Here is a 12,668-nt window from a genome sequence, read left to right on the forward strand (position 1 = left end):
CCGCACTACACCCGCAGCATCCCTTTCTCTTCCAGAAAAGCAATAATCGTCGCTAAACCGTCACCCGCCTTCAGGTTGGTAAAGGTCCACGGACGCTCGCCGCGCATGCGGTTGGTATCGCGCTCCATCACCTCCAGCGACGCCCCCACGTACGGCGCGAGATCGGTTTTGTTGATCACCAGAAAATCGGATTTGGTGATCCCCGGTCCGCCCTTGCGCGGGATTTTTTCCCCTTCGGCCACGTCGATCACGTAAATAGTCAGATCCGCCAGCTCCGGGCTGAACGTCGCGCTCAGGTTGTCCCCGCCGCTTTCCACGAAGATCAGATCCAGGTTGCCGAACTTCTCGCTGAGCGCTTCCACCGCCGCCAGGTTCATTGAGGCGTCTTCGCGGATGGCGGTATGCGGACAGCCGCCGGTCTCCACGCCCACGATGCGCTCCGGCGCCAGCGCGCCCGCCTCGGTCAGGATGCGCTGATCCTCTTTGGTGTAGATATCGTTGGTCACCACCGCAAGATGGTAGGTATCGCGCATCGCCTTGCAGAGCGCTTCCAGCAGCGCAGTTTTGCCCGACCCTACCGGGCCGCCCACGCCCACGCGCAGGGGATGTTTGTAATCAGCCATATTGACTCCTCAGGAACGGAATAGTCGTGAATATTGGGTTTCGTGGCGCGCGGAGGCGATGGCGGACAGCGGCGTTGCTGCCCCCAGCGCGTCGTCGCGACGTAAAAATACCTGTTCAAAACCAGCGGCGTAGTCGTCGCTCAGTTCGATAATCAGCTGCTGCGCGGCCTGTTGACCAAACGGCACCAGCTTGACGCCTGCCATCACCGCGCTCTCCATCCAGCTGTAGCCGAGGCTCAGCGCCAGCTCGCGCGCGCCAATACCCCAGCGCACGCCGAGCCAGGCCATGCCGCAGAGCTGGCTTTGCATAAACAGCGGCAGCCATTCGGGCGGACAATCCGGCTCCCAGCTCTTAATCAGGCGCGTAAAGGCCGCCCCGCGGTTGCGCTCCTCTTCTCGCAGCTCGCGCGTTTCCCGGCAGGCGAGAAGGTATGCCGTCCAGCGTTTTGCATGTGTAAGATCGCGTTGCTCACAGGCCTGATAAAGACGGAGAAATAGCGGCAGATCGACGCAGAAAAAGCTCTGCTCCATCTGCTGGATTTGCCAGCGTTTAAAGGCGTCGGCGTCCGTGACCCAGCCCGCCTCAACGGCCCACTCCAGCCCCTGCGACCAGGTAAACGACCCGACCGGCAGGCTGCTGCTGGAGAGCTGCATCAGGCGCAGCAACTGGCGGGAATGATCCATCAGCTCATCAGCGCCAGCAGGGCGGAGACGATCAGCCCGCCGCCAAAGGTCTTACGCAGGCCGTCGTGACGGCGCAGCAGCAGCCCCGCGGCAAAGCTGGCGCACAGCACCGCGGCGCTGGCCAGCATAAAGCCGCTGGTGAAGAGCCAGAAGCTGTGGCCGGACATCTCCACGCCGTGCGCCCAGCCGTGGAACATCGCCAGGGCAGGCACCGCCAGCAGCAGGCGGTTTTCAGTTTTAAACATCATCACGCCGGATACCGCCAGCGAGGCGATAATCAGCATCTCCATGCCGCTAAAGCCGCCGAGCAGGCTGCCCGCAATGGCGCCGACAAGCATCATCCCGAGGGTGGCAAACGGCAGCAGGAGCTTGCGGCCGCTCAGCGCCGAGAGCACGCCTGCACCGGTGAGCATCAGCAGGTGATCGAGCCCGGTCAGCGGGTGGAAAAAACCGGCCTGAAAACTGTCGGCGCCGTGGCCGGGATGCGCGAGCGCCGGAACGGAAAAAGCCAGAAGCAGCAGAGGTAAATACTTACGCATGATTAATCCTTAATGTGAATGAGCGTGAGAATGACTGTGGGCATCGCTGGTATAAGCGCCCGCTTCCGGTTCAAACGGCAGGCTGGCGTAGCCCACGTCCAGCCCGAACTGGCGCAGCATGTCGTCGAGAACGTGGTCGTGGTGATAGCGCAGCTCGCCGGGCATGATCTGCAGCGGCACGTGGCGGTTGCCCAGGTGGTAGCAGGCGCGGGCGAGCAGGAACGGATCGGCGCAGCGCACCACGGAGACCGACTCCGGGGCGGCGATCACTTCGATCACCTCGCTGCCGTCGTCGGTAGTCAGCAGGTCGCCCCCGCGCAGCAGCAGGCCGCGCGGCAGCATCAGCCCGGCTTCGCGGCCGTCGTTCAGCGATACGCGGGCGCGGCTTTTCTCCCGCACGTCAATCGGCAGCGTGACGCTGGCGGTGACGGGGCGCGCATGGTCCAGGCGTTGGGTTAAATAGATCATCATCACTCCTCAAAACAGGAAATAGCGTTGCGCCATCGGCAGAACGTTAGCCGGTTCGCTGGTTATCAGTTCGCCGTCGACGCGCACCTCGTAGGTTTGCGAGTCGACGGTGATATTCGGCTGCAGGCCGTTGTGGATCATGTCCGCCTTTTTCACCGTCCGGCAGCCTTTTACCACCGCGGTGGCGCTTTGCAGGTTGAGCTGCTGCGGGATGCCGTTAGCACTGGCTGCCTGCGAGACAAACGTCAGTCGGGTGGCGTGGCGCGCGGCACCCAGCGATCCAAACATCGGGCGGTAATGGACCGGCTGCGGTGTGGGGATTGAAGCGTTGATATCACCCATTGGCGCGCAGGCGATCATCCCGCCCTTGACGATGGTGGCGGGTTTTACGCCGAAGAACGCCGGGGACCAGACCACCAGATCCGCCAGCTTGCCCGCCTCAATCGAACCGACCTCATGGGCGATACCGTGGGTGAGCGCCGGGTTAATGGTGTACTTGGCGACATAGCGCTTCACGCGGAAGTTGTCGTTCTCGCCGGTCTCTTCCGGCAGCGCGCCGCGCTGGACCTTCATGCGGTGCGCGACCTGCCAGGTGCGGATAATCACTTCCCCGACGCGGCCCATGGCCTGCGAGTCTGACGAGGTGAGCGAGAACGCGCCGATGTCATGCAGCACGTCTTCGGCGGCGATGGTCTCCCGACGAATGCGGGATTCGGCAAACGCCACGTCCTCGGCGATATCCGGGTCGAGGTGATGGCAAACCATCAGCATGTCGAGATGCTCGTCGATGGTATTGACCGTGTAGGGCAGCGTCGGATTGGTGGAAGAGGGCAGAATATTCGGGTGCGCGCAGGCGGTGATGATATCCGGCGCGTGGCCACCGCCCGCCCCTTCGGTGTGGAAGGTGTGGATTGTGCGCCCGCCAATGGCGGCCAGCGTATCTTCGACAAACCCGGACTCGTTCAGCGTGTCGCTGTGCAGCGCCACCTGAATGTCCATCTCTTCGGCCACCTCCAGCGAGCAGTTGATCGCCGCAGGCGTCGCGCCCCAGTCTTCGTGGATTTTAAGTCCGATGGCGCCCGCGGCAATCTGCTCGCGCAGGGCGTCCGGACTGGAGCCGTTACCTTTGCCGAGCAGGCCGATATTCACCGGCAGCGTATCGGCAGCCTGCAGCATGCGGGCGATATACCACGGCCCCGGCGTGCAGGTGGTGGCGTTGGTGCCCGCCGCCGGTCCGGTGCCGCCGCCGATCATGGTGGTGACGCCGGAGACCAGCGCCTCTTCCGCCTGCTGCGGGCAGATCCAGTGGATGTGGGTGTCGATCCCGCCAGCGGTGACGATCTTTCCTTCGGCGGCAATCACTTCGGTTGCGGCACCAATCGGGATCGTCACCCCGGGCTGAATGTCCGGGTTTCCGGCTTTACCGACGGCAAAGATCCGCCCGTTCTTGACGCCGATATCGGCTTTTACGATCCCCCAGTGATCGACGATCAGCGCGTTGGTGAGAACCAGATCCACGCAGCCGTCTGCGGTCATCTGCCCCTGACCCATGCCGTCGCGGATCACCTTCCCGCCGCCGAATTTAACCTCTTCGCCGTAGACCGTGAGATCGTCTTCCACTTCGATCCACAGCTCGCTGTCGGCCAGCCGCACTTTATCCCCGGTGGTGGGGCCGAACATATCGGCATACGCCCGGCGTGAAATCTCAGCCATGTTTCACCTCGCCCATCACCTCGCCGCGAAAGCCGAAAATCCGCTGCGCACCCGCGACCTGCACCAGCGTCACTTCCCGCTTCTGGCCGGGCTCGAAGCGTACGGCGGTGCCCGCCGGGATGTTCAGCCGATAGCCTTTGGTGGCTTCCCGATCGAACTTCAGCGCCGGATTAACCTCGTAAAAGTGGTAGTGCGATCCGACCTGGATCGGCCTGTCGCCGTGGTTTTCGACAACCACGCTTTGGGTTTCTCGCCCGACGTTAAAGCTGATATTGCCCGGTTTGATCTGATATTCGCCTGGGATCATCACGCGCTCCTTAGACGATCGGGTTGTGGACGGTGACGAGCTTCGATCCGTCCGGAAAGGTGGCTTCTACCTGAATATCCGGGATCATCTCCGGCACGCCCTCCATCACCTGGTCGCGCGTCAGGACGTGGCGGCCCGCCTCCATCAGCGAGGCGACGGTTTCGCCATCGCGCGCGCCTTCCATGATGAAGGCGCTGATCAGCGCGACCGATTCCGGGTAATTGAGCTTTACCCCGCGCGCAAGGCGGCGCTCGGCAACCAGCGCGGCGGTGAACAGCAACAGCTTGTCTTTTTCTCTGGGGGTCAGTTCCATAACGTTTCTCTTATGTCTGCCAGATACGCGGCGAACAGGCGGTTTTGGTGGTGAGAAGCGGGCGAAGCGACTGCCAGACGTCGCGCATCACCCGCTGACAAATCAGGTTATCGTGGGAGAGAAAACGCACCGACAGCAGGTCATCAGTGAGCGTTGCACCTGCATAATTTTCCAGCGGTGCGAGGCGTTCACGCACCGCCTCGAGATGTTCTTCCTGGGCAGGGTAGAACAGCAGCGTGCCGAGCCACGGATGCCCGGCGACGGGCGCGAGATCGCCGCCGCTAAGGTGCTGACGCTCAATCAGGCGCGGCTCGTCATCTACCCACACCTCAAGACGGCTCTCCAGCGTGCCGTGGCTGAAGGTTTCGTTTATCACCGGGCGGCCCAGGCAGTACAGCTCCCACGCCAGCAGCGTGCTGGAGGCCTTCAGATGAAAAACGGAGCGCAGCGTGGCATTCGCGCCGGGAAAAATAATCGTGTCCTGCGGCAGCCACTCCAGGGTGGAATTTTCATCGAGATAAAAATGCTGATTCAGGCGAGCCTGTGGGCCGCTGCTGCGATAGAACTTGCTGGCGCCGGGCATGGTGATAAGCGCATGGCTTTTGGCGTCCAGCCGAATAGAAATGTCCAGCGTATCGCCGCCCACAATCCCGCCGGGCGGGTGCAGCAGGTAAAGGTGGCAGGTTTCCCCTTCGGGATAAAACGGACGCTGAACGGTAAGTGGCCCGACGTGATGCGCGGAATACAGGAGGGTTTTCTCAGGGGTGTGACAAAACTGCAGGGCAAGCGATGCCTGCCAGCCTTTATACGAATTATCAGTGACCTGAGCTGCTAACATGCTGCATCCATCTGCTCATCATCGGGGTCGTTTCAGTATGCCCTGGCGGAAATGAAGGCTGTCATATGAGTCGCTTATGGATAAAAAAACCGGCTCTTGTGAGCCGGTTTGCGGGACTACCGATAATCCTCCGCATCCACATCATACCCCGACGGCTCCCAGCGGATCGCCAGCAGCGAGGCCAGGCCGATAAACGGCGCCAGCGCAATCACCCAGAACACGGCGGTATCCAGCGAGGCGACCAGCAGCGGGAACAGGAACAGCGACAGCGTCGAGCTGCTGCGCATCAGCGTCTGGTTGAGACCCACGCCCACGCCGCGCAGGGACGTCGGGTAGCTCAATGACGCAAACGTCATGGTATGCGCGCCCGGGCCAAATCCCTGACCGAACAGGAACAGCGCCAGCATCGCGACGGCGAGCACGCCTTCAGAGGCACCTTCCGGTCGGCCTATCAGCGCCAGCCCGAGCAGTGCGGCAAGCTGGCAGGCATAGCCCGCAAGCGACATCCGCCACGCGCCGAAGCGCGGTACGTAGCGCACCGCCAGTAAACCGCCGACAAACGCAAACAGCAGGTTAAGCGCCAGAGATATCAGGATGGTGGTCAACATCGACTGCACGAAGAAGCTGGAGATGATCACTGGCAGACCAAACGCCACCGCGTTATAGGCGAACGAGGAGACGACGGACAGCAGCGTGGCGAGCGTGGTGCGCCGCAGATAGATGCCGCGGAACAGGTTGAGGTAGTTCGACCATTTTGCCTTGTTAACCACCGGCGCGGGCTGGTCAAGGGCATCCTGCGGCACGTGGGCATTGATGTTGTACGACTGCCGCAAAATGGATGCCGCCTCTTTCAGGTTGCCCTGATTCGCCGCCCAGACCGGAGACTCGCTCATGTAACGACTGCGAATGGCGATAATCACCAGCGCGGGCACCGCGCCAAAGCCGAGGATCAGGCGCTAGAGCCAGTCGCTGTGGCTTTCCGGCAGCACGGCGTAGAAGAACAGCACCAGCAGGTAGGAGACGCTGATGGCCGCATACCAGGTGGGGCACCACATCGCGACGCTGGACGCTTTGTTTCCCGGACCTTTCAGCCTGGCGAACTCGCTGAGAAACGCCATTGCCACGGGAAGGTCGATCCCCACGCCGAGCCCCATCACAAAGCGAGCGCCCGCCAGCACATATTCGTTCGGAGCGAGCGCACAGGCGATAGCGGCGACGACAAAGAAGACCATATCGGCCATAAACACGCGGTAGCGCCCGATTTTATCCGTGAGGTAACCGCCGAGCAGCGCCCCGACGATGGCGCCAAAGGTAATCGCCGATGCCACCATCCCCGTGCCAGCAGGGGTTAAATTGAATTCGCGGGTAATATCCTTGATGCCAAACGCCAGCGCGCCGAGATCGTACGCGTCGAGGAAAATGCCGCCCAGCGCGATACCGACCACGATACGGGCATTGGCCCGGCCCTGAGAACCGTCGTTAACCAGACGTGAAACGTCCGATGCGCTGCGCACCCACCTGATGTCGCCATCCGGGGCGCTTCCTGCCGTTGAAAGAGGGGTTGTATCTGTGATTTCTGCCATTTTTCTTATTGTGTGGTTGTGTTGTGTCTCTAACAGTTACCACAGGCAGAAGGTGACCAAAATCACATTTGGTTATAAGGCATAACGAACGCTTTATTTCGCGTCTTTCTTCTTACGCTTGAGCTTCGTCCAGATCTTGGTTTCCTGACGACGCCACAGGCGCTGAATATTGTCGTGATGGCGCAGCAGGATCAGGCAGGAGAGCATCGACACCGGGAAGGTGAACTGGGGTTTAAACCACCAGACGTAGAACGGGGCAATCAGCGCGCTGACGATAGCGCCCAGCGACGAGTAGCCGCTCAGAAGAATGGTGAGCAGCCAGGTTCCGGCCATTACGCCGGTGAGATCCCAGCCGATAGGTGCAATCGCACCGAAGGCCGTCGCAACGCCTTTTCCGCCTTTAAAACCAAAGAAAACGGGCCAGATATGGCCGACGCAGGCGGCGATGGCGATAAGACCGAGCCAGAACGGCGTGACGCCCAGCGCATACGCGCCCCAGACGGGCAGCATCCCTTTCAGAACATCAAAAATCAAAACCGCTACGGCTGCTCCCTTGCCGCCAATTCGTAGTACATTGGTCGCCCCCGGATTCCCGGAACCACTTTCGCGTGGGTCAGGCAACCCGGCGATGCGGCAGACCAGAATGGCGCTGGAGATTGAGCCGCAAAGGTAGGCGAGGATAATCATTCCAGGCGCGATTGCACTCATAACGCTGTTCCGTTTTGAAAATGTATCTGTATTCTCAGCATCTGTGGATAATACGCATAATTCGCCGGAAGTGGTATCCGGTTTAGCTAAAAAGCAGGCAGGTCGTGATGGATATTGTATTTATAGAGCAACTTTCGGTAATCACCACTATTGGTGTTTACGACTGGGAACAGACCATCGAGCAGAAGCTGGTGTTCGATATCGAAATGGGCTGGGATAACCGCGCGTCGGCAAAAAGCGATGACGTGAAGGACTGTCTGAGCTATGCCGACATCAGTGAAACGGTCATTAACCACGTGGAAGGGCAGCGTTTTGCGCTGGTGGAACGCGTGGCGGAAGAGGTGGCGGAGCTACTGCTGACCAAATTTAACGCCCCATGGGTACGCATCAAGTTAAGCAAACCGGGGGCGGTAGCGCGCGCTGCTAACGTAGGCGTGATTATTGAGCGTGGCAATAATCTGAAAGCAAAGATTTAACGTCATAATCGCTAAACCATTTTAGGTTATACCGGTCATAAAGCTGTATCTTTCACGGTTGTCCACGTGGGACACCGTTTTTTTATATCTTTTTAGGGGTTTATAGATGAGCGATATGCACTCGCTGCTGGTGGCGGCAATACTGGGTGTGGTCGAAGGATTGACGGAGTTTTTGCCGGTTTCCAGTACGGGCCATATGATTATCGTCGGCCATCTGCTGGGCTTTGAGGGCGATACCGCAAAGACGTTCGAAGTGGTGATTCAGCTGGGTTCGATTCTGGCGGTTGTGGTGATGTTCTGGCGTCGACTGTTTGGCCTGATCGGCATCCATTTCGGTCGCTTGCCGCAGCGTGAAGGGGAAGGCAAGGGTCGTCTGACGCTGATTCACATTCTGCTCGGGATGGTCCCGGCGGTCGTGCTGGGGCTGGTATTCCACGACACCATCAAATCGCTTTTTAACCCGATTAACGTGATGTATGCGCTGGTGGTCGGCGGTTTCCTGCTGATCGCAGCAGAAGTGCTGAAACCGAAAACCCCGCGTGCGGAAGGTCTGGATGATATGACCTACCGTCAGGCGTTTATCATTGGCTGCTTCCAGTGTCTGGCGCTGTGGCCGGGCTTCTCCCGTTCAGGAGCGACCATTTCCGGTGGCATGCTGATGGGCGTGAGCCGTTATGCCGCGTCGGAATTTTCATTCCTGCTGGCGGTGCCGATGATGATGGGCGCCACCGTACTCGACGTCTATAAGAGCTACCATTTCCTGACCGCAGGCGACATTCCGATGTTCGCCGTGGGCTTTATCACCGCCTTCATCGTGGCGCTGATTGCCATCAAAACCTTCCTGCAGCTGATCAAGCGTATCTCGTTCATTCCGTTCGCGATCTACCGCTTTATCGTTGCGGCTGCGGTATACGTGGTCTTCTTCTGATGACCAACGGCCCTCAGTCTTTTGGCTGAGGGCAACGCTTTTCCTTCCATGCCGCGACGGCTTCTGTCCTGCGTTTCGTCAACTCTTCCCGAATTTCCGGTCCTTTGAATCCTGCTTCAACAACATCTTTCGTGGGCACTGCTTTCGCGACTTCCCAGGCTTCGCGCAGCAACCGCCCCTGCGGATAATCGCAGGCCTCAAACCCGGTGCGGCCGCGCACGTCGGCTTCGCTGGTCAGGGCGATTTGCTCCACGCGCTGGGGCTTACGCCAGGCGTCGATGTTGTCGAACAGCTTAACGATGGTGGCCGGCTTCAGGATTGGGAAGGTATGGATGAGGTCGTGGAACTCTGCCACCAGTTTTGCCAGATCGCGGATCTCATTTGGCACGCGCAGACGCTGGCACAGCCCCTCGACCAGCTTCACCCCTGCCGGACCGTGCCCGTGGTGGCGAGGCCAGAATTCTTTTGGCGTTAAGCCTTTGCCGAGATCGTGGCACAGGGTGGAAAAGCGCACGTCCACGTCCGGGCTGAGCATCGCGGCCATGCTGAGCGTCATCAGGGTATGAATACCAGTATCAATTTCCGGGTGCCATTTCGCCGGGGCGGGGACGCCAAACAGCGCGTCGACTTCCGGGAACAGCACCTTCAGCGCGCCGCAGTCGCGCAGCACCTGGAAAAAGACCTGCGGGTTGCGGGTCGTGAGGGCGTTTTCCGTCTCTTTCCAGACGCGTTCTGGCGTCAGGTGTTCCAGCTCGCCCGCTTCGGTCATCGCGGACATTAGGGCCATGGTTTCATCCGCGATACGGAAACTGAGATGCGCATAACGCGCGGCGAAACGCGCCACGCGCAGCACGCGGAGCGGATCTTCAGAAAACGCCGGGGAAACGTGACGTAAAATACGGTCGCGCAGATCGTCCTGACCGCCGTAGGCATCAACGATCTGGCCGTGCTCGTCCTGCGCCAGGGCGTTGATGGTGAGATCGCGGCGCAGCAGATCCTGCTCCAGCGTGACGTCCGGGGCGGCGTAGCAGGTAAAGCCGGTATAGCCAGAGCCGGATTTACGTTCGGTACGCGCCAGGGCGTACTCTTCGCGGCTTTCAGGATGAAGAAAAACGGGAAAATCGCGGCCTACCTGCTGGTAGCCCGCGTCGAGCATCTCTTCGGGGGTGGCACCCACCACCACCCAGTCTTTATCTTTGACCGGCAGACCTAACAACGCATCACGTACTGCACCACCGACCAGATAACTCTTCACACTCACGCTCCCGTTTTCTCTTTTCGCAAGATAATACGTAAGTGTGGCAGAGAAGACGAGTTAGTTCATCCAGCGGTCTTTGCGCTTACGGCTTGGGATCAGCATTGGCAGCACCAGACCCAGCACCAGACCGACGCCCAGCACGCCGCCGCCATACATGAACCACTGCATGATGATGGTGCGCTGTTTGTCATCAAGCTGCAGGTTGGCGGCATTCACTTTCTTCTGCGCGACAATCAGCTCGTTTTTCAGCTTCTGGTTCTCTTCCTTCAAACCGTTTATCACACCATCGCTCTGGGCCACTTTCTGCTGCATTTCTGCCGTGCGCTGGTTCCAGGTGTTATCGATGTTGGTCAGCTTATCGGTCAGGGTTTTCACCTGGTTTTCCAGGTCCGGCACGCGGGTGCGCAGGCTTGGCACGTTGCTCAGCTCTTTCAGCGGGATCCAGGAGGTGCGGCCGGAGCTGTCGCGTACCTGGCCGTAGTTGGTGTCTGCATTGGTTTGTAACAGAACCACTTCCTCGCCGGCATTTACCGTGCCCACGAGGCGATAATTGTCCCCAGGGCCACTGCGTACCCAGGTGTTCAGTTCATCAGAAACGTAACGTTTCTCTTCAGCGTGGACCGCGGTTGCGGCGCTAAAAGCGAGTAAAGTAAGTCCAATCAGGCGTAATTTAAGCATATCAGTCGTTATTTTCATAAATAGTGGAACGATAGTAGTGGTATCAGTGTCGCTACGCAAAGGATTCGTCATCAATCGGAATCATCTGTGTCGTGATTTCCCCCACTTCAAACTTTTACGCCCGTCAAATTGCTCATTGCGTGGTAATTTGGCGCAAAATACTATGTACTGACAAACAAATGGCGAGGAAGTTCGCCTTCATCGACGCGTCTGTGACGCAGGCAAAAGTACAAGGCTATGGCACAAGAAATCGAATTAAAGTTTATCGTCGAAAAAGACAGCGTTGACGCGCTCCGTCAGCATCTGCACACGCTTTCCGGCGAACACCATGAACCGGTACAACTGCTTAATATCTATTACGAAACGCCGGATAACTGGCTGCGTCGTCACGATATGGGCCTGCGCATTCGCGGCGCGAGCGGGCGCTACGAGATGACGATGAAAATTGCCGGTCGTGTGGTGGGCGGTTTGCACCAGCGCCCGGAATACAATATCGACATCAGTAAGCCAGAACTTGAGCTAGAACGTTTTCCGGCTGAGGTCTGGCCGGAAGGCAAACTCCCTGAAACCTTATCCGCAGAAGTGCAGCCGCTGTTCAGCACCGATTTCTGGCGCGAAAAATGGCTGGTGACGGAAGGTAAAAGCCGCATCGAAATCGCCCTCGATCTGGGCGATGTGAAGGCGGGGGAATTCCAGGAACCGATTTGCGAACTGGAGCTTGAACTGCTGGAAGGTGATGCCAACGACGTGCTGAAGCTGGCGCGCAGGCTGGTGAACCAGTCTGGACTGCGTCAGGGAAGCCTGAGCAAAGCCGCGCGCGGCTACCACCTGGCGGCGGGGAATGCGCCGCGCGTGCTGAAAGAGACGACCATTTTGCGCGTGGCGCCGAAAGCCAGCGTTGAACAGGGTCTGGAAGCCGCGCTGGAGCTGGCGCTTTCCCAGTGGCAGTACCACGAAGAGCTGTGGGTGCGTAATGTGAAAAACGCGAAATCCCACGTGCTGGCGGCCATTGCCCTGGTGCGTCATACCCTTGCGCTGTTCGGCGGTGTCGTTCCTCGCAAAGCGAGTGCTCACTTACGCGATCTGCTGACGCAAACCGAAGCGCTGATGCTCTCCGACGTATCCGCGCAAACGGCGATCTACAGCCCGCAAGCCGCCGCGGCAAAACTGGCGCTGACCGAGTTTCTGGTGACGCGCGGCTGGCGCGCCTTCCTGGATGCGAAAGCAGAGGCCAAAATCGCGGAAAACTTCAAACGTTTCGCGGATATTCATCTTTCCCGCCATGCCGCCGAACTGAAGAGCACCTTTGCCTATCCGCTCGGCGATAAGTATGGCGATCAGCTTCCCCGTCTTTCGCGCAACATCGACAGCATGCTGCTCCTTTCCGGTGCCTACGACGGGCCACAGGCGCAGGCGTGGCTGGAAAACTGGCAGGGGCTGAAGCATGCCATCGAAACCCGCCAGCATATTGAGATTGAGCATTTCCGTAACGAGGCCATTTCGCAGGAGCCGTTCTGGCTGCACAGCGGAAAACGTTAACTCTGGCAAGGAA

General features: G+C 59.3%; 14 protein-coding genes and 1 pseudogene. 3 read left to right on the plus strand and 12 right to left on the minus strand.

The annotated features are described in order from the left end of the window. Positions 1 to 5: 5 nt before the first annotated feature. The 10 genes and pseudogenes from ureG to plsY form a co-directional block, all read right to left on the minus strand. Positions 6 to 623, minus strand: a complete 618-nt coding sequence (gene ureG / locus KK102_RS13165; RefSeq protein WP_024906473.1) for an urease accessory protein UreG — start codon at positions 621 to 623, stop codon at positions 6 to 8. Between the two features lie 9 nt (positions 624 to 632). Continuing rightward, positions 633 to 1,307 (minus strand): urease accessory protein UreF, encoded by a 675-nt coding sequence (locus tag KK102_RS13170; protein ID WP_216357761.1) that lies wholly within the window; start codon positions 1,305 to 1,307, stop codon positions 633 to 635. Beyond that, positions 1,307 to 1,846 carry a HupE/UreJ family protein gene (locus tag KK102_RS13175; protein ID WP_032650274.1) on the minus strand — a complete coding sequence of 180 codons (540 nt, stop codon included), beginning with the start codon at positions 1,844 to 1,846 and terminating at the stop codon, positions 1,307 to 1,309. The genes KK102_RS13170 and KK102_RS13175 overlap by 1 nt, the downstream gene beginning before the upstream one ends. 9 nt (positions 1,847 to 1,855) lie before the next feature. After that, on the minus strand, positions 1,856 to 2,314 hold the full coding sequence (gene ureE / locus KK102_RS13180) for an urease accessory protein UreE (protein WP_216357762.1): 459 nt from the start codon (positions 2,312 to 2,314) through the stop codon (positions 1,856 to 1,858). A 9-nt stretch (positions 2,315 to 2,323) separates the two neighbouring features. Further along, the gene (ureC, locus tag KK102_RS13185; protein WP_216357763.1) at positions 2,324 to 4,027 is read right to left on the minus strand and encodes an urease subunit alpha; all 1,704 of its coding nucleotides are present in this window, start codon (positions 4,025 to 4,027) and stop codon (positions 2,324 to 2,326) included. Beyond that, positions 4,020 to 4,334 carry an urease subunit beta gene (locus tag KK102_RS13190; protein WP_216357764.1) on the minus strand — a complete coding sequence of 105 codons (315 nt, stop codon included), beginning with the start codon at positions 4,332 to 4,334 and terminating at the stop codon, positions 4,020 to 4,022. The genes ureC and KK102_RS13190 overlap by 8 nt, the downstream gene beginning before the upstream one ends. A gap of 10 nt (positions 4,335 to 4,344) precedes the next feature. Beyond that, positions 4,345 to 4,647 carry an urease subunit gamma gene (locus KK102_RS13195; RefSeq protein WP_003862556.1) on the minus strand — a complete coding sequence of 101 codons (303 nt, stop codon included), beginning with the start codon at positions 4,645 to 4,647 and terminating at the stop codon, positions 4,345 to 4,347. Between the two features lie 10 nt (positions 4,648 to 4,657). After that, positions 4,658 to 5,485, minus strand: coding sequence for an urease accessory protein UreD (locus tag KK102_RS13200; RefSeq protein ID WP_216357765.1), 828 nt, complete (start codon positions 5,483 to 5,485; stop codon positions 4,658 to 4,660). A 116-nt stretch (positions 5,486 to 5,601) separates the two neighbouring features. After that, positions 5,602 to 7,068, minus strand: a pseudogene (locus KK102_RS13205) (MFS transporter). Positions 7,069 to 7,161: 93 nt separating this feature from the next. Continuing rightward, entirely contained in the window at positions 7,162 to 7,776 is a 615-nt protein-coding gene (gene plsY / locus KK102_RS13210) for a glycerol-3-phosphate 1-O-acyltransferase PlsY (RefSeq protein WP_010435699.1), read from the minus strand. A gap of 107 nt (positions 7,777 to 7,883) precedes the next feature. On the opposite strand from plsY, the gene folB reads away from it, so the two are divergent. Together folB and bacA are read left to right on the plus strand one after the other, a co-directional pair. After that, positions 7,884 to 8,252, plus strand: coding sequence for a bifunctional dihydroneopterin aldolase/7,8-dihydroneopterin epimerase (folB, locus tag KK102_RS13215; protein WP_126545242.1), 369 nt, complete (start codon positions 7,884 to 7,886; stop codon positions 8,250 to 8,252). 106 nt (positions 8,253 to 8,358) lie between these two features. Then, positions 8,359 to 9,180 (plus strand): undecaprenyl-diphosphate phosphatase, encoded by an 822-nt coding sequence (gene bacA / locus KK102_RS13220; RefSeq protein WP_010435693.1) that lies wholly within the window; start codon positions 8,359 to 8,361, stop codon positions 9,178 to 9,180. 13 nt (positions 9,181 to 9,193) lie between these two features. Here bacA and KK102_RS13225 read toward each other — a convergent pair whose 3' ends face one another. Next, complete coding sequence (locus tag KK102_RS13225; protein ID WP_126545241.1) at positions 9,194 to 10,435, minus strand: multifunctional CCA addition/repair protein; 1,242 nt, start codon at positions 10,433 to 10,435, stop codon at positions 9,194 to 9,196. Positions 10,436 to 10,495: 60 nt separating this feature from the next. Next, positions 10,496 to 11,116: a TIGR04211 family SH3 domain-containing protein gene (locus tag KK102_RS13230; protein WP_010435686.1), complete on the minus strand. Its 621-nt coding sequence runs from the start codon at positions 11,114 to 11,116 to the stop codon at positions 10,496 to 10,498. Between the two features lie 237 nt (positions 11,117 to 11,353). On the opposite strand from KK102_RS13230, the gene KK102_RS13235 reads away from it, so the two are divergent. Beyond that, a complete protein-coding gene (locus KK102_RS13235) occupies positions 11,354 to 12,655 on the plus strand; it encodes a CYTH domain-containing protein (protein WP_216357766.1) in 1,302 nt (433 codons plus the stop codon). The last annotated feature ends 13 nt before the right edge of the window (positions 12,656 to 12,668 follow it).

Source organism: Enterobacter quasimori, assembly GCF_018597345.1.
Lineage (GTDB): Bacteria > Pseudomonadota > Gammaproteobacteria > Enterobacterales > Enterobacteriaceae > Enterobacter > Enterobacter mori.